Source organism: Nocardioides sp. zg-1228 (assembly GCF_017086465.1).
Lineage (GTDB): Bacteria > Actinomycetota > Actinomycetes > Propionibacteriales > Nocardioidaceae > Nocardioides.
The window spans coordinates 729,885-754,394 of record NZ_CP070961.1 but is presented as its reverse complement, the minus strand read 5'-3'; the positions used below and the strand labels follow the sequence as shown (position 1 = coordinate 754,394).

The 24,510-nt window shown below is 71.8% G+C and carries 23 protein-coding genes; 12 read left to right on the top strand and 11 right to left on the bottom strand.

Annotated features, from left to right (window positions below):
• Position 1 precedes the first annotated feature (1 nt).
• Complete coding sequence (locus tag JX575_RS03610) at positions 2–1,174, bottom strand: FHA domain-containing protein (protein WP_186342492.1); 1,173 nt, start codon at positions 1,172–1,174, stop codon at positions 2–4.
• Positions 1,171–1,986 (bottom strand): PP2C family serine/threonine-protein phosphatase, encoded by an 816-nt coding sequence (locus JX575_RS03605; protein WP_186342493.1) that lies wholly within the window; start codon positions 1,984–1,986, stop codon positions 1,171–1,173. Before JX575_RS03605 ends, JX575_RS03610 begins: the two co-directional genes overlap by 4 nt.
• A 320-nt stretch (positions 1,987–2,306) precedes the next feature.
• Between JX575_RS03605 and JX575_RS03600 the strand changes: the two genes are divergently transcribed.
• From JX575_RS03600 to JX575_RS03580, 5 genes are read left to right on the top strand one after another with little or no spacing between them, the layout of a single operon-like run.
• Positions 2,307–4,325 (top strand): helicase C-terminal domain-containing protein, encoded by a 2,019-nt coding sequence (locus tag JX575_RS03600; protein WP_241005319.1) that lies wholly within the window; start codon positions 2,307–2,309, stop codon positions 4,323–4,325.
• A 21-nt stretch (positions 4,326–4,346) separates the two neighbouring features.
• A complete protein-coding gene (locus JX575_RS03595) occupies positions 4,347–4,871 on the top strand; it encodes a CGNR zinc finger domain-containing protein (RefSeq protein ID WP_186342495.1) in 525 nt (174 codons plus the stop codon).
• Positions 4,872–4,890: 19 nt separating this feature from the next.
• On the top strand, positions 4,891–6,537 hold the full coding sequence (locus JX575_RS03590; protein WP_186342496.1) for a DNA repair helicase XPB: 1,647 nt from the start codon (positions 4,891–4,893) through the stop codon (positions 6,535–6,537).
• A 41-nt stretch (positions 6,538–6,578) separates the two neighbouring features.
• Positions 6,579–7,445 carry an oxygenase MpaB family protein gene (locus JX575_RS03585; RefSeq protein ID WP_206054508.1) on the top strand — a complete coding sequence of 289 codons (867 nt, stop codon included), beginning with the start codon at positions 6,579–6,581 and terminating at the stop codon, positions 7,443–7,445.
• The gene (locus tag JX575_RS03580; RefSeq protein ID WP_186342498.1) at positions 7,442–8,026 is read left to right on the top strand and encodes a hypothetical protein; all 585 of its coding nucleotides are present in this window, start codon (positions 7,442–7,444) and stop codon (positions 8,024–8,026) included. Before JX575_RS03585 ends, JX575_RS03580 begins: the two co-directional genes overlap by 4 nt.
• Here JX575_RS03580 and JX575_RS03575 read toward each other — a convergent pair.
• Positions 8,013–8,735 (bottom strand): GntR family transcriptional regulator, encoded by a 723-nt coding sequence (locus JX575_RS03575; RefSeq protein WP_186342499.1) that lies wholly within the window; start codon positions 8,733–8,735, stop codon positions 8,013–8,015. The genes JX575_RS03580 and JX575_RS03575 overlap by 14 nt on opposite strands.
• Positions 8,736–8,854: 119 nt before the next feature.
• Here JX575_RS03575 and JX575_RS03570 point away from each other — a divergent pair, with 119 nt between their 5' ends.
• Entirely contained in the window at positions 8,855–9,466 is a 612-nt protein-coding gene (locus tag JX575_RS03570) for an alpha-ketoglutarate-dependent dioxygenase AlkB (protein ID WP_241005318.1), read from the top strand.
• Between the two features lie 4 nt (positions 9,467–9,470).
• On the opposite strand, the gene JX575_RS03565 is transcribed toward JX575_RS03570, so the two are convergent.
• The 5 genes from JX575_RS03565 to JX575_RS03545 form a co-directional block, all read right to left on the bottom strand.
• The gene (locus JX575_RS03565; RefSeq protein ID WP_186342501.1) at positions 9,471–10,157 is read right to left on the bottom strand and encodes an SRPBCC family protein; all 687 of its coding nucleotides are present in this window, start codon (positions 10,155–10,157) and stop codon (positions 9,471–9,473) included.
• 2 nt (positions 10,158–10,159) lie between these two features.
• Positions 10,160–11,005, bottom strand: coding sequence for a xanthine dehydrogenase family protein subunit M (locus tag JX575_RS03560; RefSeq protein WP_186342502.1), 846 nt, complete (start codon positions 11,003–11,005; stop codon positions 10,160–10,162).
• Positions 11,002–13,482 (bottom strand): xanthine dehydrogenase family protein molybdopterin-binding subunit, encoded by a 2,481-nt coding sequence (locus tag JX575_RS03555; protein ID WP_186342503.1) that lies wholly within the window; start codon positions 13,480–13,482, stop codon positions 11,002–11,004. The genes JX575_RS03560 and JX575_RS03555 overlap by 4 nt, the downstream gene beginning before the upstream one ends.
• Positions 13,479–13,964 (bottom strand): (2Fe-2S)-binding protein, encoded by a 486-nt coding sequence (locus tag JX575_RS03550; protein ID WP_186342504.1) that lies wholly within the window; start codon positions 13,962–13,964, stop codon positions 13,479–13,481. The genes JX575_RS03555 and JX575_RS03550 overlap by 4 nt, the downstream gene beginning before the upstream one ends.
• A 205-nt stretch (positions 13,965–14,169) precedes the next feature.
• A complete protein-coding gene (locus tag JX575_RS03545) occupies positions 14,170–15,387 on the bottom strand; it encodes a transcriptional regulator (protein ID WP_186342505.1) in 1,218 nt (405 codons plus the stop codon).
• Between the two features lie 139 nt (positions 15,388–15,526).
• On the opposite strand from JX575_RS03545, the gene JX575_RS03540 reads away from it, so the two are divergent.
• The 3 genes from JX575_RS03540 to JX575_RS03530 all read left to right on the top strand — a co-directional run bounded on the left by JX575_RS03540 (position 15,527) and on the right by JX575_RS03530 (position 18,858).
• Entirely contained in the window at positions 15,527–16,951 is a 1,425-nt protein-coding gene (locus JX575_RS03540) for an HNH endonuclease signature motif containing protein (RefSeq protein WP_206054507.1), read from the top strand.
• A 524-nt stretch (positions 16,952–17,475) separates the two neighbouring features.
• Entirely contained in the window at positions 17,476–17,874 is a 399-nt protein-coding gene (locus JX575_RS03535) for a VOC family protein (protein WP_186342767.1), read from the top strand.
• Between the two features lie 660 nt (positions 17,875–18,534).
• Complete coding sequence (locus JX575_RS03530; protein WP_186342766.1) at positions 18,535–18,858, top strand: DUF1499 domain-containing protein; 324 nt, start codon at positions 18,535–18,537, stop codon at positions 18,856–18,858.
• Positions 18,859–19,016: 158 nt separating this feature from the next.
• On the opposite strand, the gene JX575_RS03525 is transcribed toward JX575_RS03530, so the two are convergent.
• Together JX575_RS03525 and JX575_RS03520 are read right to left on the bottom strand one after the other, a co-directional pair.
• Positions 19,017–20,060, bottom strand: a complete 1,044-nt coding sequence (locus JX575_RS03525; RefSeq protein WP_186342765.1) for a S66 peptidase family protein — start codon at positions 20,058–20,060, stop codon at positions 19,017–19,019.
• A 180-nt stretch (positions 20,061–20,240) separates the two neighbouring features.
• Positions 20,241–20,714, bottom strand: a complete 474-nt coding sequence (locus JX575_RS03520; protein ID WP_186342764.1) for a PGPGW domain-containing protein — start codon at positions 20,712–20,714, stop codon at positions 20,241–20,243.
• A 229-nt stretch (positions 20,715–20,943) separates the two neighbouring features.
• Here JX575_RS03520 and JX575_RS03515 point away from each other — a divergent pair, with 229 nt between their 5' ends.
• Both JX575_RS03515 and JX575_RS03510 read left to right on the top strand, forming a co-directional pair.
• The gene (locus JX575_RS03515) at positions 20,944–21,504 is read left to right on the top strand and encodes a DinB family protein (RefSeq protein WP_186342763.1); all 561 of its coding nucleotides are present in this window, start codon (positions 20,944–20,946) and stop codon (positions 21,502–21,504) included.
• Positions 21,505–21,624: 120 nt separating this feature from the next.
• Positions 21,625–22,104 carry a hypothetical protein gene (locus JX575_RS03510; protein WP_206054506.1) on the top strand — a complete coding sequence of 160 codons (480 nt, stop codon included), beginning with the start codon at positions 21,625–21,627 and terminating at the stop codon, positions 22,102–22,104.
• Positions 22,105–22,126: 22 nt separating this feature from the next.
• On the opposite strand, the gene JX575_RS03505 is transcribed toward JX575_RS03510, so the two are convergent.
• A complete protein-coding gene (locus tag JX575_RS03505; protein ID WP_186342762.1) occupies positions 22,127–22,741 on the bottom strand; it encodes a GNAT family N-acetyltransferase in 615 nt (204 codons plus the stop codon).
• 115 nt (positions 22,742–22,856) lie between these two features.
• Between JX575_RS03505 and JX575_RS03500 the strand changes: the two genes are divergently transcribed.
• On the top strand, positions 22,857–24,011 hold the full coding sequence (locus JX575_RS03500; protein ID WP_206054361.1) for an IS30 family transposase: 1,155 nt from the start codon (positions 22,857–22,859) through the stop codon (positions 24,009–24,011).
• Positions 24,012–24,510: the final 499 nt, after the last annotated feature.

Sequence of the window (24,510 nt, the reverse complement as noted above, 5' to 3'; positions counted from 1 at the left end):
CTCAGGGGTTCGTCACCTGGATGGTGACACCGTCGCCGAGGTCGAGGACGGCGCCGGGGATCAGGCTGACGGCGATGCCGGGCTTGAGGTCCTCGGGGTCGAGACCGGGCTGGGCGAGGACGGTGCCGTTGGTGGAGCCCAGGTCGGTCGCGATCGCGGAGCCGTGGTCGGCCCCCGCACCCGGGCGGATCTCGAGGTGGGTCGAGGAGATCTCCTGGTGGGGGCTGGGCACGGTGACGACGTGCGGCAGCTCGTGGGAGGGAAAGCGCCGCGCCTCGGGGGCGCGGCCCACCAGCACGGTGCGGTCGACGGCCACGACGTCGCCGGTGGAGAAGACCAGCGAGGCGACGGGCTGTGCGACGACGTCGGGAGCCATCTCCTGGCCCGGGACGGGCGGACGGTCGAAGTCGGCGACCCGGTCCCCGGCCTGCGTCTGGCCGTCGCGGTCGGACCAGTCGTCGGCCACGACCGGGGTCTCGCCGGTGGGCGTCGGGTCGTCGCCCGGAGCGCCGAACTCCATCGGCGCCCCGGCGGCGGGAGACGCGAGGAGGTCACCGGCGGGAGCGGCGGGCTCGACACGGGGCTCGGCGGGCGCCGCGGGCTCGACCGGTTGCTCGGCGGGCGCCGCGGGCTCGACCGGTTGCTCGGCGGGAGGCTCGGGCTGGACGGGGAGCTCCGGGGCGAGGGGCGCAGGCTGCTCGACGTCGGGCTCCTGTGCGGGGGCGGCGACCGGCTCCTCGGCGGGTGACGGCGCACCGAACTCGACCACCGACACGCGGGCCAGCCCGGCGGTGAGGGGGTGGTCGGCGGAGCCCTCGCCGGTGAGGGTGACCCGCACGCTGGTGATCCCGGGGAGCACCCGCTCGGCCCAGGTGGCGCCGGGTGCGGCCGTCACGATCTCGTCCTCGCCGGCCGAGGCGACCGTCGCGGTGGGCGCGCCGCGCACGATCAGGCGCGTCGCGTCGTCGCTGTGGGCGACGAGGGCGAAGTGGTCGAGCGAGGAGAGCCCGGCGGCGAGCAGCTCGTCGAGCAGCGCGTCGGCGCCGGCCCCGGAGTCTGCGAGGTCCCACAGCCCGGCCACGCGCCCGCGCTGGCTGCCCGGCAGCAGGACCGTCACCCGGTCTCCCACCACGGCGTACCAGTCCCCCGGTGCGAACCTGGCCTCAGTGCTCACTGTCGTCCCCCCAGCTTGGATTCAAGACTCTGCAGCTGGCGCTGGGAGTCGTAGGTCGCGTCCTTGACCAATCCCACCACATCGACGACGACCGCCGTGGCGTTGTCGCGACCCCCGGCCGCCACGGCTGCCCGCACCAGCGTGTCGGCCGCGTCGCGTGGGTCGTCGACGGAGTCGAGGATCCCCTCGATCTCCGTGTCCTCGATCATCCCGGTCACCCCGTCGCTGCACAGCAGGAGACGCTCGACCGAGCCGAGGGGCAGGAGGAAGAAGTCGGGCCGGATCCCCTCGGGGCTGCCCAGCGCCCGGGTGATGACGTGTCGCTCGGGATGGACCGAGGCCTGCTCGGCGGTGATGTGCCCGGCGTCGATGAGCTCCTGCACCACCGAGTGGTCGACGCTGACCTGGTCGAGGCGACCGTCGACGATGCGGTAGATCCGGGAGTCGCCGAGGTTGGCCAGGAGCCACTTGGTGACCCCGGCGTCGTCGACGAGCACGGCCACGACGGCGGTGGTGCCGGCGTGCCAGCCGGGGTGGAGCGCGCGGTGCGCGTCGCCGTAGTCGACGATCCGCGACTGGGCCCGCGCGAAGGCCGCGGACACGAGCTCGGCGCCGCGGCGCGGGTCGTAGGCCTCGGCCAGCCTCTGGAACTCCTCGACCACGATCTGGCTCGCGACGTCACCGCCCGCGTGGCCGCCCATGCCGTCGGCGACGACGAAGACGGGCGGCGCGACGAGGTAGGAGTCCTCGTTGACCTTGCGCACCCGCCCGACGTCCGTCGACGCCCCGTGGTGCAGATCAACGTCCAGCATGTCGGCCCTCTTCGCCCCGTCTCGAGATGTGGGGCCGCGGTGACGACCCGGCGAGTAGCGTAGAAGGGATGTCCAGCTCAGAGCGGGCGACACCCGCACGTACCCTCGCCGACCAGCTGCGCAGCTGGCCCGACGAGCGTCTCGTGGCGCTGCTCAGGGCCCGTCCGGATCTCGCCACACCCGCCCCTCAGGATTCCTCGCAGCTGGCCTCGCGAGCTGCCACTCGTTCGTCGATCCACCGCGCCCTCGACGGCCTGGACCGACTCGAGCTGTTCGTCCTTGATGCCCTTCTGGTTGCAGGTCAAACCACTTCGGCGGACGTGATCTCGATCGTCAACGCCGACGAGGCGCGCACGGCGGCGGCGCTGCAGCGACTGCTCGACCTGGCGCTGGCCTGGGAGGGACCGGGCGGCGTGCGCGCCCTCACCGGCGTGGCCGACGCGATGCGCGGGATGCCCGGCCTGGTCAGCGGCCTGCGGCCCTCGAGCCCCGACCCGGCGAGCCCCGCCGAGGTGGCCGCCCGGATCGCCGAGCTGTCCCCGGCCGCGACGGCGCTGCTGCACCACGTCGACGAGCACGGAGGTGAGGCCACGACCGGCTCGGCGCGCCGCACCGCCTCCCCCGCCGACGCCCGCTCGCCGGCCGAGGAGCTCCTGAGCCGGCGCCTGCTCGTGCCCCGCGAGGGCGACGCGGTCGTGCTGCCGGGCGAGGTCGGCCTGGCGCTGCGCGGGGGCAGGACCACCCGCGAGCCGGTGGACGACGTGCCGGTGCTCGCCACCTCGCCCCGCGACCCTGCCCTGGTGGCGCGGACCGCGGCCGGCGCGGCGTTCGACGTCGTCCGCCGCGTCGAGCTGCTGCTCGACCACTGGGGCGTGCAGCCGCCGAGCGTCCTGCGCAGCGGCGGGCTGGCGGTCCGCGACCTCAAGTCAGTGGCGCGTGAGCTCCACGTCGACGAGGCCGGGGCCGCGCTGATCGTCGAGGTCGCCCTGGCGGCCGGCCTGGTCGCCGAGGCGGCCGACCGCGACGGCACCCCCGCGTGGCTGCCGACCGACGAGTTCGACGTCTGGTCCGGCCTGCCGATGCCGGAGCGGTGGGCCCGACTGGTCGGCGGCTGGCTGGCCAGCAGCCGGATGCCGTCGCTCGTGGGATCGCGCGACGCGGCGGGCAAGGCCTGGAACGCGCTCGCGCCCGAGCTCTCCAGCGGGCTCGCCGAGGAGGCGCGCCGGCTCGCCCTGCGGGTGCTGGCCGAGGTGCCCGAGGGCGAGGTGCTGGCGGTCGGCACCGGCGTCGCCTCGCTCGTGCAGCGCATCGGCTGGCTGCGCCCGCGCCGGCCCACGATCTTCTCCGACCTGGTCGCCGCCGCCCTGGCCGAGGCGGCCGCGCTCGGGGTGAGCGGCGCGGGCGGGCTGCCGCCCAGCGGGCGGCACGTGGCGGCCGGCGACCTGCCCGCGGCCGCCGCGGCGATCGACCCCCACCTGCCCCGGCCCGTCGACCACGTGCTGCTGCAGGCCGACCTCACCGCGGTCGCGCCCGGCCCGCTCGAGACCGAGGTCGCCCGCCGGCTGCACCTGCTCGCCGACGTCGAGTCCCGGGGAGGCGCCACGGTCTACCGCTTCAGCCCCGGCTCGCTGCGGCGCGGCTTCGATGCCGGGTGGTCCAGCGCGGAGGTGCGCGACTTCCTGACCTCGGTGTCGCAGACGTCCGTGCCGCAGCCACTGGAGTTCCTCGTCGACGACGTCGCGCGCACCTTCGGCAGCGTGCGCGTCGGCCACGCGGAGGCGTTCCTGCGCGCCGACGACGAGGCGGCGCTGGCCGCACTCGTGCACGACCCGCGCGGGCGGAGCCTGGGCCTGCGCCTGCTCGCGCCGACGGTCGCGATCGCCACGTCCCCCCTCGACGTCCTCCTGCCGCGGCTGCGCGAGCTCGGCGCCGCGCCCGTCGTGGAGGCCGCCGACGGCACCGTGCGGGTGAGCCGACCCGACCTGCAGCGCGCCCGCGCGCGCCGCGGGCGTCGTCCCGCCGGTGCGGTCGAGGCGCGCCAGGCCGCGCAGGTCCAGGCCGTCGCGACCGCCATCCGTGCCGGCGACCGGGCCGAGTCGTCCCGGCCGCGCAGCGCCGAGGCGACGACGACGCCGTCGGGGGCGCTGGCGGCGCTCCGCGAGGCGATCGAGTCGGGCAGCACGGTCGTCATCGGCTACGTCGACAGCCACGGCGCCACCGGCGAGCGCGTCGTCGACCCGCGACGCCTCGACGGCGGCCGGCTCTCGGCCTACGACCACCGCGCCGACGACGTGCGGGAGTTCGCCGTGCACCGCATCACACGCGTCCGCACCGCGTGATCGCGTCCGTAGACTGGGACCATGGACTTCATCCGGTACGCCGAGCGTGCTGCCGCGCTCGTCAACGCCGAGCTGCCCGACGAGGAGGCGCTGCGCGAGCACCTGGCCGACCGCTCGTGGCTGCACCGCTCGCTGGTCGCCGGCGACGTGAAGTCCGTGCAGGCGTTCCAGGCCGAGCTGCGCCCGGTCTTCGAGGCCTCCGACGTCGACGACGTGCGGCTGGTGGTGAGCTCGCTCAATGCCCTGCTCGCCCAGCACCCGGTGACGCCGATGATCTCCGACCACGACCCCGGCAACCTCCACATGCACGTCGCCAACCGTGCCGCGTCGGTCGCCGAGCTGCTCATCGGCGAGGCGCTGATGGGCCTGGCCACCTTGGTCTGCGACCTGGGCGCGACCCGGCTCGGCACCTGCTCGGAGCCGCGCTGCGACCACGTCTACGTCGACACCTCGCCCAACCAGTCGCGCCGCTACTGCTCGGACCGGTGCTCGTCGCGGGCCAACGTCGCCGCGTTCCGCGCCCGCCAGAAGGCCGCCGCCGGATGAGCCGGTCGCGAGGCCACCGATGAACGACGGTCCCCTCATCGTCCAGTCCGACAAGACGCTGCTGCTCGAGGTCGACCACCCGTCGGCCGCCGAGGCGCGCAAGGCGATCGCGCCCTTCGCCGAGCTCGAGCGCTCCCCCGAGCACATCCACACCTACCGGCTCACCCCGCTCGGGCTCTGGAACGCGCGCGCCGCCGGTCACGACGCCGAGCAGGTCGTCGACGCCCTGCTGACCTGGTCGCGCTACGCCGTGCCGCACGCGCTCCTGGTCGACGTGGCCGAGACGATGGGCCGCTACGGCCGGCTCCGCCTGGAGAAGCACCCCGTCCACGGCCTGGTGCTGTCGTCCACCGACCGGCCCGTGCTGGAGGAGGTGCTGCGCGCCAAGAAGGTCGCCGGGATGATCGGCGCCCGGATCGACGACGACAGCGTCGCGGTCCACCCCAGCGAGCGCGGCAACCTCAAGCAGGCGCTGCTCAAGCTCGGCTGGCCGGCCGAGGACTTCGCCGGCTACGTCGACGGCGAGGCGCACGACATCGACCTCGCCGAGGACGGCTGGACCCTGCGGCCCTACCAGCGCGAGGCGGCCGAGTCGTTCTGGGACGGCGGCTCCGGCGTCGTCGTGCTGCCCTGCGGCGCGGGCAAGACCATCGTCGGCGCGGCCTCGATGGCGCAGGCGCGGGCGACCACGCTCATCCTCGTCACCAACACCGTGAGCGCGCGGCAGTGGAAGGACGAGCTCGTCGCGCGCACCTCGCTCACCGCCGACGAGATCGGCGAGTACTCCGGCTCGGTGAAGGAGGTCCGCCCGGTCACCATCGCGACCTACCAGGTCCTGACCACCAGGCGGAAGGGCGTCTACCCGCACCTCGAGCTGCTGGACGCCCGCGACTGGGGCCTCATCGTCTACGACGAGGTGCACCTGCTGCCGGCGCCGATCTTCCGGATGACCGCCGACCTGCAGGCGCGTCGCCGCCTCGGCCTCACCGCGACGCTGGTGCGCGAGGACGGCCGCGAGGGCGAGGTCTTCTCGCTCATCGGGCCCAAGCGCTACGACGCCCCCTGGAAGGACATCGAGGCGCAGGGCTGGATCGCGCCGGCCGACTGCGTCGAGGTGCGGGTCAGCCTCCCCGACGGCGAGCGGCTGGCCTACGCGACGAGCGACCCCGACACCCGCTACCGCCTCGCCTCGTGCACCCACGCCAAGCTCGACGTCGTACGCCGCCTGGTGCACCAGCACGCGGGCCAGCCGACCCTGGTGATCGGGCAGTACATCGACCAGCTCGACGAGCTCGCCGAGATGCTCGACGCCCCCGTGATCAAGGGCGAGACGCCGGTCAAGGAGCGACAGCGGCTCTTCAACGCGTTCCGCTCCGGTGAGATCGGGCTGCTCGTCGTGAGCAAGGTCGCCAACTTCTCGATCGACCTGCCCTCGGCCGAGGTGGCGATCCAGGTGAGCGGGTCGTTCGGCTCGCGGCAGGAGGAGGCCCAGCGCCTCGGCCGGCTGCTGCGGCCCAAGACCGAGGGGCGCAGCGCCCACTTCTACACGATCGTGTCCCGCGACACGGTCGACGCCGACTTCGCGCAGAACCGCCAGCGGTTCCTCGCCGAGCAGGGCTACGCCTACCGGATCGTCGACGCCGGCGACCTCCCGGCCGACGCCTGACGACGGCCCGGCTTTTCGCGGCCGTGGCTAGATTCGGCGGGGTGACCCTTCGCGACCGCCTCGGTGCCGAGCTCTTCCGCAAGGTGGCCGGGCCCGACGGCCCACGCAACCGGCGGCGCGTGCACGGCACGCCCGGACCGCGCTGGTTCGAGCCCGGCTCCCCGATCGGCCGCGTCCACGGCGACGCCTCGATGTTCGTCGGCGGCATCCGCGCGATCATGCTGCAGTCGCTTCACCCGGCCGCCATGCAGGGCGTGGCCGACCACTCGGGCTACCGCGGCGACATGTGGGGGCGGCTCGCGCAGGTGTCGACCTACATCGCGATGACGACGTTCGGCGCCGAGCAGGACGCCCTGCAGATGATCCGCGCCGTCCAGCGCGCGCACGAGTCGGTGACCGGCACCCTGCCCGACGGCACGCCCTACGCCGCCTCCGACCCCCACCTGCTCGGCTGGGTGCACGCCGCGGAGATCGACAGCTTCCTCGTCGCGCACGACCGCTACGGCCACCGTCGGCTCGTCGGCGCCGAGCGCGACCTGTACGTCGCCCAGGCCGCCGTCGCGGCCGAGCACCTCGGCGTCGTCGACGCCCCGCGGTCGGAGGACGACCTGCGCGCGACGCTGGCGGCCTACGGTCCCGAGCTCCGCGGCACCCCGGCCGCCCAGGAGGCGATCCGCTTCCTGCTGCTCCACCCCGACCTGCCCCTGGCCGCGCGGCCGGGCTACCTCTCGCTCGCCACGGCCGCGATCGGGCTCCTGCCCGCGGACGCCCGCCGCGAGCTGCGCCTCCCGCCGGTGCCGCCCGTCACCAACCGGGTGCTGGGCGCCGCGGCCACCCGCGCCATCCGGTGGGCGATGGCCTCGGGCCACGCCGAGGCCCGGGAGCTGCAGGCGGCGACGGCGCGGTGAGCCTCGCGGCGCGCTGGCCCCTGCCCCACCACGAGGCGCTGCGCGACGAGCTGCTCGCGGCGTGGGACCGCCCGGGCTACCACGACCTGCTGCACCTCGACGAGGTGCTCGACCGGCTCGACCGCCTCGCCGGGGCGGGCGCCACCTTCGACCCCGTCACGACCCGGCTCGCCGCGTGGTTCCACGACGCGGTCTACGACGGCGCCCCCGACGACGAGGAACGCTCCGCCGCGTGGGCCGAGCGCGCCCTGCCCGCCGCCCACGCCGGGGAGGTGGCCCGGCTGGTGCGCCTGACCGTGCACCACAGGCCCCGGGCCGGCGACGGTGCCGGCGCGGCGCTCAGCGACGCCGACCTGGGCATCCTGGCCGCCCCGCGGGCGCGCTACGACTCCTACGCGGCGGGCGTGCGGGCCGACTTCGCGCACGTCGGCGACGACGACTTCCGCGCCGGCCGGGCGGCGGTGCTGCGCGACCTCGTCGGGCGCGCGCACCTCTTCGCCACGCCGCAGGCGCGCGAGCTGTGGGAGGACGCCGCCCGGGCCAACCTGGAGCGGGAGCTCGCCGGTCTCAGCGGTCGGTGAGCTGCAGGTAGACCGTGAACCGGTCGTGGCGGTAGCAGGTGCGCGAGACCTCCACGATGCGGCCCTCGGAGACCGCGCGGCGGGCGTGGCGCAGCACCGGGTCGCCCTCGGTGATCTCGAGGACCGCCGCCTCCTCGGCACTGGCCCGGTCGGCGCTGATCGAGTCCTCGACCTCGGTCGGACGCAGGCCGCGGGCGGCGAGCGCCTCGTAGAGGCTGGTCGGGGTGCCGTGCTGGAGGAAGCCGGGAAGCAGCACCTCGTTGAGGTAGGCGTCCTCGACGCACACGATGGCCTGGTCGGCGCGGCGCAGGCGGCGCCAGTGGAGCACGGGGTCGCCGGGTGAGATGTCGAGGGCGCGGGCCACGCCGGGCCCGGCCTGCTCCACGCGGGCGAGCAGCGTCTGCGACTCCGGCAGCATCCCGCGTCGGCGGATCTCCTCGGTGAAGGACGTGAGCCGCCCCGCGGGCTTGGGTGGCTGGGCGACGAAGGTGCCGCGTCCCGGGATGCGCTCGAGCAGGCCCTCGGCGACGAGCGCGTCGAGCGCCTGGCGCACGGTCATCCGAGCGACGCCGAAGCGGGCCACGAGCTCGCGCTCGGACGGTGCTGCCGAGCCGGGGGGCTGGGCCTCGATCAGGCCCCGCACGTGCTCGCGGACCTGGACGTGCTTCAGCGCCCGCTGACGCGGGACTGCCAGGTCCACGTGATCCATGCGTCTCAGGCTAGGACTGGGCCGGATCGGCGTCTCCCCTTTGAGCCAGACCACGGTGAAGCCTTGACGATTTCTTGATGTTCGAACGCGTGTTCGATCCATGGGGTATCGTCGTGCTCGTGGACTTCCAGACGTCCCTCTTCGCCGACGCCCCCGCCGAGCACGCGGGGCTCGCCCCCGAGCGCCGCCAGCTCTCCCGCGGCGCTTGGGTCGACGTCCAGCGCAACTGGCTCGCCGCGCCCGACGACGTCTTCAGCGCCCTCGTCGAGCGGGTGCCCTGGCGCGCCGAGCGGCGCGAGATGTACGACGCGGTGGTCGACGTGCCACGGCTGGTCCACACCTACCTCGCCGCCGACCCCCTGCCCCACCCGGCGCTCGCGCAGGCCCGCGCCGAGCTGAGCGAGCACTACCTGCCCGAGCTCGGCGAGCCGTTCGTGAGCGCCGGCTGCTGCTACTACCGCGACGGCCGCGACTCCGTCGCGTGGCACGGTGACACGATCGGCCGCGGCCGCGCGGCCGACACCATGGTCGCGATCGTCAGCGTCGGCGACCCGCGGCGCCTGCTGCTGCGCCCGCGGGGCGGTGGCGCGTCGATCGCCCTCACCATGGGCCACGGCGACCTCGTGGTGATGGGCGGCTCGTGCCAGCGCACGTGGGAGCACGCGGTGCCCAAGGTCGCCCACGCCGGGCCGCGGATCTCGGTCCAGTACCGCCCGCTCAACGTGTTCTGAGCCCCTACCTCCCGAGCAGCCGGCCGAGCAGCCGGCGCAGCACCAGCAGGCCGACGACCACCGCGAGCGCCTGCTTCCAGTAGGACCTGGCGAGCACCGGGAGCACCGTGCTGCCGAGGTCGAGCGCCTCGGGTTCCGGCTCGGGCTCCGGCTCCGGCTCCGGCTCCGGCTCCTGGGGCACGGGTGGCACCACCGCCGGCTGGGGAGCCGGCTCGGCCGCCGCCTCTGGTGCCGGCTCGGCCACCTCCGGCTCGGCGAGCCGCTGCTCCAGGCAGGCGACGAACTGGCCGAGCAGCTTGTCGGAGACGTCCTGCATCACGCCGCGCCCGAACTGCGCCGGCTTGCCGGTGATCGACAGGTCGGTCGCGACCGAGACGTCGGTGGACCCCCCGGCGTCGTCCATCGAGACCGTCACGGTCGCGCCGGCGGTGCCGTTGCCCCGCTTGTCCTTGCCCTTGGCCTCGACGACGAAGCGGTGGGCCGCGGGGTCCTTCTCCACGAAGGTGCCGCTGCCGTTGTAGAGCAGGGCGATCGGGCCGAGCTTGACCTTCACCGAGCCGGCGAACGACTCCTCGTCGGCCTCGGTGACCTGCGCGCCCGGGAAGCACTCGGCGACCGAGGCGATGTCGTTGAAGTGCGCCCAGGTCTCCTCGACGCCGATCGGGACGGTGAAGCGGTGGCTGAGCTCCACGCCTACGACCCCGCCGCCGTGAGCACCGCCCGGCCGGTGAGCACACGGGCGAGGTGCTGCCGGTAGTCGGCCGCGCCGTTGAGGTCCGACGGCGGGCTGGTGCCCTCCGACGCGAGCTGCGCCGCCTCGCGTACGCCGTCCTCGGTGGCGGTCGCGCCCGCCAGCGCCGCCTCGGTGGCGCGGGCGCGCAGCGGGGTGGAGCCCATGTTGGTCAGGCCGACCTTCGCCTCGTCGATCGACCCGCGGACCGTCGCGGCGACCGCCACGATCGGCCACTGGTGGGCGACCCGGACGAACTTCTCGTAGTGGGCGCCCCAACCGGTGTGCTTGGGGATCCGCACCTCGGTGAGGATCTCGTCCTCGCCGATCGCGGTCTCGAAGAGGTCGACGAAGAAGTCGTCGGCCTCGACCGTGCGGGTGCCGCCGGGGCCCGCGATGACGAACCGGGCGCCCAGCGCGAGCGCCGGCGCGCCGAGGTCGCCGGCAGGGTCGGCGTGCGCCAGCGCCCCGCCGAAGGTGCCGCGGTGCCGGATCTGCGAGTCGGCCACCTCGGCCGCCGCCTTCGACAGCAGCAGGGCGTGCTCCTTGACCAGGGCATGGTCGCGCACGTCGTGGTGGGTGGTCATCGCGCCGATCACGATGGCGTCGCCGTCGTCGCGGATGCCCCGCAGCGAGGAGATGCCGCCGAGGTCGATGACGACCTCCGGGGCGTTGAGCCGCATCCGCAGGACCGGCAGCAGGCTCTGCCCGCCGGCCAGGATCTTGGCGTCGTCGCCGTGCCGGCCGAGCGCGGCCAGCGCCTCCTCGACCGAGGTCGGGGCGAGGTAGTCGAACTGCACCGGGATCACTGGGCTGCTCCTTCCCCGGAGGTGGGGTCCTGGTTGAGCGCGCCCTCCTGGAAGTGGGGCATCGCGTCGGGGGGCGTCTCGGTGGCCCCGCCCTCCCTGCTGTCCTGGATCGCGCGCCACACGCGCTCGGGCGTGCACGGCATCTGGACGTCGGCGACGCCGAGGTGTCGAACGGCGTCGACGACGGCGTTGACGACCGCCGGCGTGGACGCGATGGTGCCGGCCTCGCCGACGCCCTTCGTGCCGAGCGAGTTGGTGGTGCAGACGCTGGGCTCGTCGGTGTGCACGACGTCGAAGGAGATCGTGTCGGCCGACGTCGGCAGCAGGTAGTCGACGAACGACCCGCTCACCAGCGTCCCCGACTCGTCGTGGACGGCCTCCTCCCACAGCGCCTGCGCGATCCCCTGCACCAGGCCGCCGTGCACCTGCCCGGCGACGATCAGCGGGTTGATGATCGTGCCGATGTCGTCGCAGCAGGTGTACTTGCGCATCCTCACCGCACCGGTCTCGGTGTCGACCTCCATCGCGCACAGGTGGGTGCCGTGCGGGTAGTTGAAGTTGACCGGGTCGAAGGTCGCGTCGGCGTCGAGGCTCGGCTCCATGTCCTCGGGGTAGTCGTGCGCCGCGAAGGCCGCGGTCGCGAGCTCCTGGATCGACACCCCCTGGTCGGTGCCGCGCACGGAGAAGCGGCCGCCGGCGTAGTCGAGGTCGTCCGCGCTGGCCTCGAGCAGGTGTGCCGCGAGGTGCTTGGCCTTCTCCACGACCTTGTCGACGGCGCGCACCAGCGCCTCGCCGCCGACGACGAGCGAGCGCGAGCCGTAGGTGTCGAGGCCCTTGTGGGCGATCTGGGTGTCGCCGTGCAGCACCTCGACGTCCTCGAACGGGACCCCCAGGCGGTCGGCGACGATCTGGCTGAACGCCGTCTCGTGGCCCTGGCCGTGGGCGCTGGCTCCGGTGACGATCTCGACCGTGCCGGTGGCGAGCATCCGCACGCTCGCGTGCTCCCAGCCGCCGGCGCCGTAGTCGAGGCTGCCGAGCACCCGGCTCGGGGCGAGTCCGCACATCTCGGTGAAGGTCGACACGCCGATGCCGAGCTGCACCCGGTCGCCGCGCTCGCGGCGCTCGCGCTGCTCCGCGCGGAGGGCGTCGTAGCCGAACGACTCCCGGGCCTTGGCGGTGGCGGCCTCGTAGTTGCCGCTGTCGTACTCGAGCCCGGCCACGGTGGTGAACGGGAACTCCTCGTGGGTGATCCAGTTGCGCTCGCGGATCTCGAGCGGGTCGACGCCGACCTCCGCGGCGAGCTCGTCCATCAGCCGCTCGACCGCGTAGGTCGCCTCGGGTCGGCCCGCGCCGCGGTAGGCGTCGGTGAACGTGGTGTTGGTCAGGACCGTCTGGCACTCGAACCGGTAGGCGGGGAACTTGTAGATCGCGTTGTACATGAACGCGCCGAGCACCGGCACGCCGCCGCCGACGATCGCGACGTAGGCGCCGAGGTCGGCGTCGAGGTGCACCTTCAGGCCGGTGACCCGGCCGTCGCGGTCCGCGGCCAGGGTCAGGGTCTGCACCTGGTCGCGGCCGTGGTGGGCCGCCATCAGGCTCTCGCTGCGGGTCTCGGTGTACTTGACCGGCTTGGCCAGCCGTCGCGCCACGGCCCAGGCGATCCACTCCTCGGGCGTGGTCTGCAGCTTGCCGCCGAAGCCACCACCGACGTCGGGGGCGATGACCCGGATCTTCGACTCGGGCACGCCGGTGGTGGCGGCCAGGGCGAACCGCAGGATGTGCGGGATCTGGGTCGCGGACCACATGGTGAGCTGCTCGCCCGTGGGGTCGACGACGACGCTGCGCGGCTCCATGAAGGCGGGGATCAGCCGCTGCTGGCGGTACTCGCGCTCGATGACGATGCCGCTGGTGCGGGCCTCGGCGATGGCCGCCTCGACGTCGCTGCCGGTCCCGGCCTCCTGGGAGTCGAAGACCCACAGGGCCGACTTGTTGGTGCCGAGGTCGGGGTGGGCGAGGACCTCGTCTGCCAATGCCTTCTTGATGCCGACGACGGCGGGCAGCTCGTCGTACTCCACGTCGACGAGCTCCGCGGCGTCGCGCGCCTCGGCGGCGCTGCGGGCGACCACGACCGCGACCACCTCGCCGGCGAACGCCACGCGGTCGGCGGGCATCGGCGAGTGGGCCGGCGTCTTCTGGTCGGGGGTGATCGGCCAGGCGTTGATGCAGGCGCCGAGCTCCTCACCGAAGTCCTTGCCGCTCAGCACGGTGACCACGTTGGGCGAGGCCTTGGCGGCCTCGACGTCGACGGAGACGATCCGCGCGTGGGCGAAGGGGCTGCGCACCATCGCGAGGTGGAGCATCCCCGGCAGCGTGATGTTGTCGGTCCAGCGGGTGCGACCGGTGATCAGCCGCTGGTCCTCCTTGCGGCGCCGGTCCCTGCCGATCTCGGCCGCGGGGCGGTCCTGCGTGGTGCTCATGCGGGCTCACCCGCCGCCGTCTGGCCGGCGGCGTGGAGGACGCTGCGGACGATGTTGTGGTAGCCGGTGCAGCGACAGAGGTTGCCCTCCATGCCGAGCCGCACCTCCTCCTCGGTGGGCTGCGGGTTCTCGGCGAGCAGGTCGACGGCCTGCATGATCATCCCCGGCGTGCAGAAGCCGCACTGGAGGCCGTGGCACTCCCGGAAGGCCTCCTGCACCGGGTGCAGGTCGCCCTCGGCCGCGTCGGCGAGCCCCTCGATCGTGGTGACGGTGCGCCCGGCCGCCTGCACGGCGAGCACGTTGCACGACTTCACGCTCGTGCCGTCGAGGTGGACGGTGCACGCCCCGCAGTTGGAGGTGTCGCACCCGATCACGGTGCCGGTCTTGCCGAGCCGCTCGCGCAGGTACTGCACCAGCAGCATCCTGGGCTCGACGTCGTCGGAGACCGCCGCTCCGTCCACGGTGAGTTGGATCCTGGTCATGCGGCGCCTCCGTGTGGGTGAGGTGGGTCACTCGGCGCCGACGCTAGGTCGGGCCGGGTTGGCACCCGGTTGGTCGGTGTGGACCAGCCGGCCCCGGGGCGCCGGTGCTGCCGTCCTCGGGCCCACCGGCCAGGAGGGTGACGGAGAGCCACCCGCCCTTGCCGACCTCGACGTCGGTGGGCACCGCCTCGACGTGGGGCTGGTCTCAGCGGGCGCTGGCGAGCCGGCCCTTGAGCAGCGGGGCGACGGGGTGGTGCACCGGGAGCGCGGCGAGGCAGGCCTCGACCACGGCGGTGTCGTACGGCGCGAGCTCGCTGTAGCGCAGGACCGCGTCAGGGTCGGGGGTGGCCAGCAGCGCCTCGCGCACGCTGACGGCGAGGTAGTCGCCCATCTGCGCCAGCGCGGGCGAGTCGGTGCCGGGCAGGAGGTCGCCGCCGTAGGCCCGGACCGCGGCACGCACCTCGCCGCGACGCAGCAGCCGTTGCACCTCCTCGACATCGGTGGCCACCGGCATCGTGAGCCGGTAGGGGCGCGAGGAGAGCTGGCCCGACAGGGCGGCACGCAGGTGGGAGACCTCGGCCTTGAGCGTCGAGGTGGTCACCGAGGCGTCGCCGTAGAGGAGCGCGTGGAGGTGCTCGACCGACAGGCCAGACGGGTGCAGGGCGAGCAGCGCCAGGATCTCGGTCTGGCGCCGGTTGAGCAGCAGGCGCTGGCCGTCGAGCCACACCTGCGCGGTGCCGAGGAGGGTGAGGGTGAGGCCGGGCTCGGCCGGCGCCGCGTCCCCGGCGAGCGTCGTACGCCGGTCGGCGGGCAGCGCGCCCTCGATGAGCCGGGCCATCACCCGTGCCGTCGCGAGGCCGATGGGGTGGGTGCGGTCCCACGTCGTCGACAGGTCGATCACGCCCAGCGGCCGCCCCGTGGCGGGGTCGAACACCGGCGCGGCCCAGCAGACCCAGTTGTGCACGACCTCCGCGTAGTGCTCGGCGCTGAAGACCATCGCGGGCGCGGCCGTGCGACCCGCGATCGCGAGCGCGTTGGTGCCGACGCTGCGCTCGTCCCAGCGCCCGCCGGGCACGAAGTTGACGGTCTCGGCCTTGCGGCGCATCACCCGTCCGCCGTAGGTCCACAGGATCCGGGTCTGGTCGTCGGTGACCGCGATGACGAGGTCGCCGTCCTCGGCGGTGCGCCGCAGCTCGTCCTGCACGCGGGTGACGGCGGTCTGCAGCGGGGAGGCGTTCCAGAGCTCGGCGGTGTCGCCCTCGTCGTCGAGCGGGGCCTGCGTCACGTCGGGGGACACGACTCCGGACAGCTCCCAGCTGCGCAGGATCTCCGGACGGACCGCGTCGGCGTCGCCGGCCTCGACGAAGCGGGTCCAGGCGCGCACGGCGGCCACGCGTCGGGCGTGCAGGTCATCGCTGGTCATGGCGGCTCCCGGTGGTCGCGGCCAACCTAGCCCCCGCGTGATCGCGATCACAGGGGGCCGGACCGCCGTGTCGGTCGGACATCAACGGGTCGAGCGCGCGGCATGGTCATCGTCGGCGACGGAGAGTATAATCGAACACATGATCGATATGCTGGCAGTGCCGCACGCGGGTGGGGTCGAGGAGCTCACCGCCGCCGGTGTGCTGCGTGCGATCCGCGAGCGTCGCCTCGTCGAGGAGCGGGCCGCGGCCGACCAGCTCGTGCTCGCCGCCCAGTGGGCCGACCTGCACCCGCCGGAGTCGATCCACCACGCGGCGTCGTTCACCGTGCCCGGCTGTGAGCACGAGGAGCCCATCGCGGGCGAGGGCACGCCGCTGGTCGCGGAGTTCTGCGTCGCCGAGCTCGGCTCGGTGCTTGGCGTCTCGACGGTGTCGGCGAAGCGGCTCATCGGGCACGCCCTCGAGCTGCGCCACCGCCTCCCGCGGTTGTGGGCGCAGGTCCACGCCGGACGGGTCCCCGCGTGGCGGGCCCAGGCCGTCGCCGAGGTCACGATCCACGCGACACCGTCGCTGACGGTTCAGGCCGCGGCGTACGTCGACGCGCAGGTCGCCGCCGTCGCCGGCCGCATCGGGCCGGCCCAGCTCGACCGGCTGGTCGCCGAGACCATCAAGCGCTTCGACCTCGCCGCCCCCGACCCGGCCTCCGATCCGGAGGACGGCTACCTCGACGACGACCCGCGTCACGCGACGCTCCACGACCAGCACGTGCACTTCGCCGGCACCATGCGGTTCGAGGCCGAGCTCGACCTCGCCGACGCCCTCGACCTCGACCGCGCGCTCGCGCACGGCGCCGCGACCCTGGCCGCGCTCGGCTCACCCGAGCCGCTCGACGCGCGACGGGCCGCAGCCCTCGGTGACCTCGCCCGCACCCAGACCGCCCTCGACCTCCACCACCAGGGCACCCGGACCACCACAGCGACGCGGACCGATGACGGCCTGCCGGTCGCGCGGGAGGTCGTGCTCCACGCTCACCTCGACGCCACGATCTGCGACACCACCGTGTTCGGTCCGACCGGCCGGTTGGAGGAGGGCCAGCGGCTCGTCCTGCTCGACCAGGTCAAGGACTGGTGCGCCGACTCGCGCACGAAGGTCACGATCAGGCCGGTCATCGACCTCAATGCCCACCTCACCGCGCCCGGCTACGCGATCCCCGACCGGATCCGGGAGCAAGTCGTTCTGAGGGACCGCACCTGCGTGTTCCCGTGGTGCACCCGCCCCGCCCGCGGCTGCGACATCGACCACGTCACCGAGTTCGACCACGACGCCGCCGCGGACGGGAGACCGCAGCCCGGGCCGACGGCTACGCAGAATCTCGCCGCCCTGTGCCGGTCGCACCACCGGCTCAAGACCCACACCGCCTGGCGCTACGCGACCACCGCGCCAGGCACGTTCGAGTGGACCAGCCCCCACGGCCACCGCTACCGCCGCGACCCCACCGGCACCACCCGGATCGACGAGGCAGAGACGGCCGCACCGCCGGGCATCCCCCACCCCCGCCGACCATGACCCCGCCCCACACCCCGCCACCCACCCGGTAGCGGGGCCACCGGCACGTCTCACTGGGTGTGTCCCTATTGGCGACGCCAGTTACCGGATCTACCGATGTGAGGGTGCGGGCATTGTCGCGGCTGCGGAGCGACGCTTGGCATGGGGAGTCAGGTGTGGGACTGTCTCGCCATGACGCGACCGCAGGCCCTGGACCTGTTCTTCGGCGCTGGATGGCTCGCGCTCGGTATGTGGAGCGTACAGAGTGGGGAACCACTGGTTGGCGTGGGGTTCGCTGCACTTGGATTCGCCTCGCTCGCGGCAGGCTTCTCGTCGAGAGTGCACGGGTTCATGTACCGCCCGATCCTGCGACGGGGCGCCCGCCGCTGAACGGCACCCACGCCGTGGTCCTGCCTTTGGGCGACTCACATTCACACATCCGGATCTGCCGCGTTGAGGACGGCTACGCTCGCCCGGATCTGGCCGCGACGAGTGCGTCACTCCGGCGCTAGTCGGACGCGCGGGTGCTCAGCCACACTCATGCCATGAAGTCCATCGCTCTACCCATCGCCGACCGCGAGCGGTCGTACCGGTTCTACCGTGACCTCGGCCTGGACACTCCCGGCACAACAGCCGACGATGGGGTGCCCGAGCCGCTGGTCATCGACGTCCAGGGATTCGCTGTCATTCTGGTTCCGACTGACGGCTTTCGCTACGTCCTCAACGGTCGGCCAATCAGCCCACCTACCGCGAGTGAGTGCATTCTCAGTCTCGAGCTGACAGACCCTTCCGACGTCGATTCCTGGCACCGAACGGCGGTCGCTGTCGGGGCAACATCCATCTCAGCCCCCGAAGCCAGACCCTGGGGATACACAGCCGTCGTTACCGACCCGGACGGGCATGCCTGGGAGGCGACCGCAGCGGACAGCGAGCACCCGGCCTGAGGGATCGACCACACGTCACTCCGCCACCTGCCGGCGCAGCTCCAACCGCCTGAAAGCGCCCCGATGCTGGGATGTCCGCCTCGCACCTGCTGGGGCAAGAGCACAGGTGACTCGGTTCGGCTTGAGATGCGGAGGACATGAACTACGTGCCCGCATGGGACCGACTACTGGCGTCGCTGGAGACGTGGGCGTCCCCGCGGGAGCGCCTGACCGCATCAGAAGGCGGTTACTCGCTCTCCCCGCCAACACGCCGTACCTCGTGTGCGACTCAGGCGTCGAGTTGATCGCCTCCGCCACCAGGGATCTGCCGCCCGACGACTTCACTCCAGAGCCCGGCGGGCAATGGGTCGTCACTGACCGAGAAGGCAGGGGCCCGGGGGCATCGAGGTCTCCTACGTGGACGGTTCAGGCACGAGGCGCACCGTTGAGATCGTCATGAGCCCCAACGACTGGGACGAACTTGCCGAGGTCATCGGGATCGAGTCGCGTCATCAGCCGACTCGCTGACTGGTCTGACGACGACCTCTGAACGCCCGGACATGCCGCGGCCAGTGCACTCATCTGCCGATGAGCGGACGCGGCGTTGGCAGCCTGCTTCGGCGCAGATCAGCGTGCATCTAGGCGCGACAGTGGGACTTCAACTCGCAGTACCCTCGCAAGATGACGGTCGCGGTCGAGGTTCACATGGGTATTCGCGCGCACGCAGAAGCCCAGTTCTCAGGCCCGCCTGAGGCGGCTCTTGCGCGGGCACGCGAGGCCGCTGTGCGCATTCCTCGCGCTGGCCTTCGGTCCGTCACAGATGACGCATTCGAGGTGACCGTCGGCATCACGTTCAAGTCGTGGGGTGAGGTGGTGCGCGTGACGGCACTGGCGCGCGAGGAGGGCACCTTGGTTCGCGTTGAATCGCGATCAAGACTGCGCACGACGTCGGCTGACTGGGGAAAGAACAGACGCAACGTAGAGACGGTGCTTCAAGCGCTCTAGCGGAGGCGGCCACTCGTACGCGAGGGCCAGATCAAGGCGGTGGTCCCGCCGGGTTCGCCGAGGGCGCTCGACCGGATCTGCCGATGAGCGAGCCACGCACGATGACGGCTCGGCCTGCTGATGAGGCGCTCGACATCGCCCCGCCGTTCTACTGGTTATCAGCGGTAGTCGGCAAGAATCGCCTGGCGGTGGCCATCGATCGTGACGGTGCCGCCGTAGGGCAGGATCCATTGGGGTCGCGTGTGACCGAACGGGGGACCGACAACGATGCACGCTTTAGAGTTGTATCGCCCGACGATGCTGACGGCCGCGTCCCGCTGCTCGTCTCGCATCTTCTGTCGTTCGTCGGCGGGGGGCTGAACGTCGAAGTTCATCGTCGGCGGGCGCGCGACCACCGCCGCGCGCACGGTCTCCAAGACTCCGCGCTCGCCAAGTGAACGCAGGACCCACCCGAACTGCCTCGCAGAGATGAGTTCCTCAGAAGTCTCTAGGAGCAGCACGCCGCCGTCGAGGACGGTCGAGTCGGCAGGGAAGCGCCCGGCGGTAAGGAGCCATTGGAGGACTTCGACGCATCCGCCCCAGGTGCGACCGGTCACCGTCTGCTGCGGCCCAGCCCAAGTCCATGGTTCGGTCGGTTCCCGCACCCCGTTCTCGCGGAGTGAGCGCGGGTCGTCCCAGTCGATGCCCATGTCCTCAGATTCGCCCGGCTCGACGATCTCCAGTTGTTCGCCTGTCAGCAACGCCGCGCGCAACGACTGCTCGTGAACGGGGTCGACCCCGGCACCAGGACCGAGGTGCACCTGTGTTGACCCACCGTGGAAGCCGGGTACGCCGTGGGTCCACAGCCAGTTCAGGATGTTGGTGTTGTCGCTGTAACCCAAGAACGGCTTGGGGTCGGCGATGGCCAGGTCGGGACGCAGGTGCGGAACCACGGTGATCTGGTCGTCGCCTCCGAGGGTCGAGAGGATGGCCCTGATGCTGGGGTCCGCGAACGCCGCATTGATGTCCGCCGCGCGATCGCTCGGAGTCGCGCCGAGTCTGCGAGTCGTCGGGTACTCCACGGGCTCAAGCCCGGTCACGGTCCGCAGGCGTTCCATGGCTTGCTCGTGGATCGCGGGAGCCACCGCGGGCGCAGCGAACGACGGCGACACGATCGCGACCTTGTCACCCGGTTTAGCCTTCGGCACCGTCAGGAACTCCATGACGCAAGGGTAGGGGGTGCACCGTCTTGGTGGCATGTCAGTTTTGGACGTCCCGCGACGCAGCAGCGGTCCGCCGAACGCACTCATCTGCCGCGATGCGCAGATCTGCCGATGGGCGCGGCGCACCTCCCGCGCCCTCGGCGTCTCTGGTGTCACAAGGTCGTGAAGGTGAACCCGGGATCACGGGCCAAGCTGGTCCTTAGAGGCTCCATCCTGTCCGCTCCCACGGAAGTTCAGGTAGGAGTACACGACCATGGCCCCGGCGACGAGTCCGGAGAAGATGAGGGTGGAGCCGGCGCCCCATCCGCCGAGGAGCCACCAGCGGTCGGCTATCGGCCACCAGCCCGGAACGGGTGGTCGCAACCCCCAGACGATGCCAGTGGCGACGAGAGCGACCACGCCGACGAGTGACGCGCAGATGCGTGGCCATGAGGCGACGCTGTCGGCCGCCGTTCTCAGCGCGGCATTCTTCACCGGGGAGAGTCGGCGTTCGGCCCACCGGTATTGCGTCGCAAGGAGTGCCATCCCGGCAAAGAGCGCGAGCAGACCCGGCCCGGGAAGTACCAGCGCGGCCAGTCCCAGCAGGACCAATATCCAACCAGCTGCCTGGATGGCGAGGCCCTTGACGGCATCGCCGCCGGGAACAGTGGCCATTGTGTGATCTCCTGCACGTGGTCGCCGAAGGTGGCCGACGACCCGCCTGTTGGTTGTGGGTGTCGGTCTGGTTGAGCACTCGTGTCACGAGTGCAAGACGTCTCCTCAGTACCCCTGTCCTGACATGCGCAGCCGCCTGTAGAAGTCCAGAATCGGGATACCCGGATCTGCCGCTGTGCGGAAGGTTGGATCGCTTGCGGCGCGCGCTCCTGGCCAACACCATGGCGGGATGAAGGACGTACCCGAACGCTGGAGTCAGGCGAGCGTCTACCCCGACATGTGGGCAGATCCGGCGGATGATCCCCGCTACAGTGACGGCGTCAGCCCGGATGGCGAGTTGGCGACGGTGCAGGACTACCTGAGCAGTTATCGCTTGACCCTGTTGATGAAGTGCGAGGGGTTGAGTCCCGAGCAGTTGGCGCGCCGCTCGGTGCCGCCGTCGACCATGTCGTTGCTTGGACTCCTGCGTCACCTGGCCGAGGCGGAACGGGACTGGCGCAACTGGATCGTGCCGGGGGAGCCCGCGCCGAAGGTGTACGGCGAGTGTGATGCCGACTTCGAACAAGCCGTCGGCGAGCAGACGACGGTCGACGGCGCCCTCGACGATCTTGCTCGGGAGCAGGCCGCTACTGACCTAGCGTTGGCCGAACATCCGGACCCGGCTGAGCGGATCGGCGAACGTGGTATCGCGGTGCGTGAGTTGTGGGTCCACCGGATCGAGGAGTACGCCCGGCACTGCGGGCACGCCGACCTGCTGCGCGAGTGCATCGACGGCCGAGTCGGGCAGTAGGTCAGCCTCACGCGCGTCGTCTCTTGGGACGAGACGGCAACGCACTCATCTGCCGCTGATAGTGCGCGGGAACTGCCGCGAGAGGACGCACCCGTCCATGTGGGGAACTAGCGTCACCCCATGCCCATCGCCGAGGTCACCCACGACCCTTTGATCGCCACCGCACAGTTGCGGGCCCTCGCCGAGGCTCTCCCGCACGCGGTCTCACTCGCTGTTGATTGTCCTGAGGAGCCGTACGGCGGCATGCTGCAGCCAGGTGACGTGGACGTCCGATTCCGCCAACGAGGCCCCTTCGATTCCGGCGGGCTGGACGTCGTCATCGAGGTTGGGTCGAAGTGGTTCGCAAGTCGTGCCGAGACACGTCAGGAGCGGTGTGACCGGCTCTGCGACGCGGTGGTCAAAGCCAGCGGGACGAAAGAGGTTGGGTGTACCTGTCCTTGCCGGTCGCCGCTTGGGCACAAGGCGATTGACAGGCACGACGTCGAGGGGCGTCCCGCACAGGCCGCCTTGAGGGCGGCTACGCTCGCCCGGATCTGCCGCCTTGAGGGCGGCTATGCTCGCCCGGATCTGCCGCGACTCGTGCGTCCGCCATGCCGATGACAGGCCGTGCGACAACGGACGATTAGTTCCTATCCAGTGTGGGACGCGACCACTTGGCGCGGGTAAGTTCGTAGGCCACCTCGCCGTGCTCCCAGCCAGGTATCTCTTGCCTGTCCTGAGACACCGCACCCGACGCGTACTTCGTCATCCCCAACTTCTCCAGCACGCGGCGCGACCCGGCATTCGCTGCCATGGTGGAGGCGAACACCCGGTCAATGTCGCGGCACGCGAACGCCTGTCGGATCATTACGGTGGCGCCCTCCGAGGCAAGTCCGCGGCCCCAGCCCGAGGCTCGCAGTCGGTAGCCGATGCCAGAGATCTCGGGACGTCCTTCGAATGACGACGCCGACCACCATCCCACGAAGACGCCAGCATGGAACCCGGCCCAGTATCCGAGTCCGCGCGCTGCATCGCTTTGGTGGTCAAGGCGCTGCCGCCACTCTGCGGCGGTTTCATCTGGGGTCGCGCCGCGCCCTCGAATGTAGGTCATGACTGCTGGATCGGAGTTCAGGGCGACCATCAGATCCAGATCCCCGAGTTCGACGGGTCGAAGCACGAGACGATCTGTCGACAGTGAGGGAAGTGTCTGGTGCTGGGATGCAGGGGCAACCACGCGGCGACCATAGCGCTCGGACACCTCTCAACGACGCTCGATCCATCGAAGCGGCCGCAGGTGCCGCCGCGCGCAGTGCGCGTATCAGCCGGCGTTCTCAACCGGTCAGCGCAACACTCCTTAAGTCGAGGAGGTCGCGATGGCGCGTCAGAACTATCAGAGGTTGTCGCCAGCAGACATTGATGAGATCTGGTCGCGGATGCGTGCTGGGCACGCGGTGAAGCCGACCGCGCGATCGTTGGGATTGTCGACGAGCACGGTGCGGGCCTACTTGCTGCGTTGCGGCGGGATCAGACCTGACCCACGTCACCGCTCAGCAGGCCGGTTGGGCTTCGAGGAGCGTGAGGAGATCTCCCGCGGCCTGGCCGCCGACTTGTCGTTGCGGGCGATCGCGGCCGGGTTGGGTCGCTCGCCGTCGACGATCAGCCGTGAGGTCGCGAGCAACGGCGGCCGGCGTGGCTACCGGGCCGCGTCCGCGGACCAGCACGCCTGGGCCAGGGCGACCCGACCCAAGGCATGCAAGCTAGCCACCAACCCGGTGCTGGCTGGCATCGTGGCCGCGAAGCTTCAGCGACGATGGTCGCCCCAGCAGATCGCCGGCTGGCTCAAGCTCACCTATCCCGAAGACCCGGAGATGCACGTGTCGCACGAGAGCATCTACCGCACGCTGTTCGTGCAGTCACGCGGTGCGCTGCGCAAGGAGCTGACCGCCTACCTGCGCACCGGTCGGGTGATCCGACGCGTGCACGGGGTCCGGCTCCCCGACGGTCGAGGCGGGCGGCCGGGGATCGTGAACATCAGTGAGCGTCCCGCTGAAGCCGAGGACCGTGCGGTGCCCGGACACTGGGAGGGCGACCTGGTCTTCGGCAAGCAGATGAGCCCAGTGGCCACCTTGGTCGAACGCTCTACTCGCTACCTGCTGCTCGTCGGACTACCCGGCGGCAGCCACAAGGCCGACGTCGTCGCTGACGCCCTGGCCGCCGCCGTCGCGCACCTACCTGCACAGCTGGCCAAGTCGCTGACCTGGGACCAGGGCCACGAGATGGCCGAGCACAAACGCTTCACCAACGAGACCGGGATCCAGGTCTACTTCTGTGACCCCAAGTCACCGTGGCAGCGCGGGAGCAACGAGAACACCAACGGCCTTCTACGTCAGTACCTGCCGCGGCGGGTCGACTTCAAGACCCTCACCCAAGTCGACCTCGACGCCATCGCACTCGAGCTCAACGACAGACCTCGACAGACCCTCGGGTTCAAGACACCATCGCAAGCACTAGCCGAGGTGTTGCATTGACCGCCTGAGCCCGCACCGAGATCCGGAAGCCGTGCCGAGGTGAGATGGGTCAGTGCGTAGCAGCGACGATGATGCCTCCCACCCGAAGTACCTCGGGGACTACCCGGATGGTGCGTACTTTGCTGCGGAGAGTCCATCGGGTGCGGACAAAGCCACACCCTCTGGCGAGGACTCACACGGTCTGGACATCGCGGTCGCCGGTGATGTGATCAGCATGATGTAGGGCTACGGCATACGGGTCCCAGAGGCGCCTGAGCGAGGGACACACCCAGTCAGCGCACCGAACGACCTCCGTGCCGTGCTCGCTGGACGACCGCCTGCGCGACCGCTCCGACGCCGTCCAGTCCGACTGGATGACGTCCCTGATCGTCCCGCGACACTCCCTCACCCGCAGTGGCACCCGACCACGGAGACCGGCCCGCACCTGTCCCCGCAGGGCGTTCGGCTGGCACGCGCCGTCGGCGAGCGTCTCCCGAGCGTCGATCACGTCGCTGTCGGC

Excerpts from the sequence above, each read along its gene's own strand:
- JX575_RS03500 (WP_206054361.1), top strand. The coding sequence starts at position 22,857 with ATGGCGCGTCAGAACTATCAGAGGTTGTCGCCAGCAGACATTGATGAG.
- JX575_RS03605 (WP_186342493.1), bottom strand. The coding sequence starts at position 1,986 with ATGCTGGACGTTGATCTGCACCACGGGGCGTCGACGGACGTCGGGCGG.
- JX575_RS03535 (WP_186342767.1), top strand. The coding sequence starts at position 17,476 with ATGAAGTCCATCGCTCTACCCATCGCCGACCGCGAGCGGTCGTACCGG.
- JX575_RS03515 (WP_186342763.1), top strand. The coding sequence starts at position 20,944 with ATGAAGGACGTACCCGAACGCTGGAGTCAGGCGAGCGTCTACCCCGAC.
- JX575_RS03520 (WP_186342764.1), bottom strand. The coding sequence starts at position 20,714 with ATGGCCACTGTTCCCGGCGGCGATGCCGTCAAGGGCCTCGCCATCCAG.
- JX575_RS03555 (WP_186342503.1), bottom strand. The coding sequence starts at position 13,482 with ATGAGCACCACGCAGGACCGCCCCGCGGCCGAGATCGGCAGGGACCGG.
- JX575_RS03540 (WP_206054507.1), top strand. The coding sequence starts at position 15,527 with ATGATCGATATGCTGGCAGTGCCGCACGCGGGTGGGGTCGAGGAGCTC.
- JX575_RS03530 (WP_186342766.1), top strand. The coding sequence starts at position 18,535 with ATGACGGTCGCGGTCGAGGTTCACATGGGTATTCGCGCGCACGCAGAA.
- JX575_RS03590 (WP_186342496.1), top strand. The coding sequence starts at position 4,891 with ATGAACGACGGTCCCCTCATCGTCCAGTCCGACAAGACGCTGCTGCTC.
- JX575_RS03545 (WP_186342505.1), bottom strand. The coding sequence starts at position 15,387 with ATGACCAGCGATGACCTGCACGCCCGACGCGTGGCCGCCGTGCGCGCC.
- JX575_RS03550 (WP_186342504.1), bottom strand. The coding sequence starts at position 13,964 with ATGACCAGGATCCAACTCACCGTGGACGGAGCGGCGGTCTCCGACGAC.
- JX575_RS03525 (WP_186342765.1), bottom strand. The coding sequence starts at position 20,060 with ATGGAGTTCCTGACGGTGCCGAAGGCTAAACCGGGTGACAAGGTCGCG.
- JX575_RS03575 (WP_186342499.1), bottom strand. The coding sequence starts at position 8,735 with ATGGATCACGTGGACCTGGCAGTCCCGCGTCAGCGGGCGCTGAAGCAC.
- JX575_RS03510 (WP_206054506.1), top strand. The coding sequence starts at position 21,625 with ATGCCCATCGCCGAGGTCACCCACGACCCTTTGATCGCCACCGCACAG.
- JX575_RS03595 (WP_186342495.1), top strand. The coding sequence starts at position 4,347 with ATGGACTTCATCCGGTACGCCGAGCGTGCTGCCGCGCTCGTCAACGCC.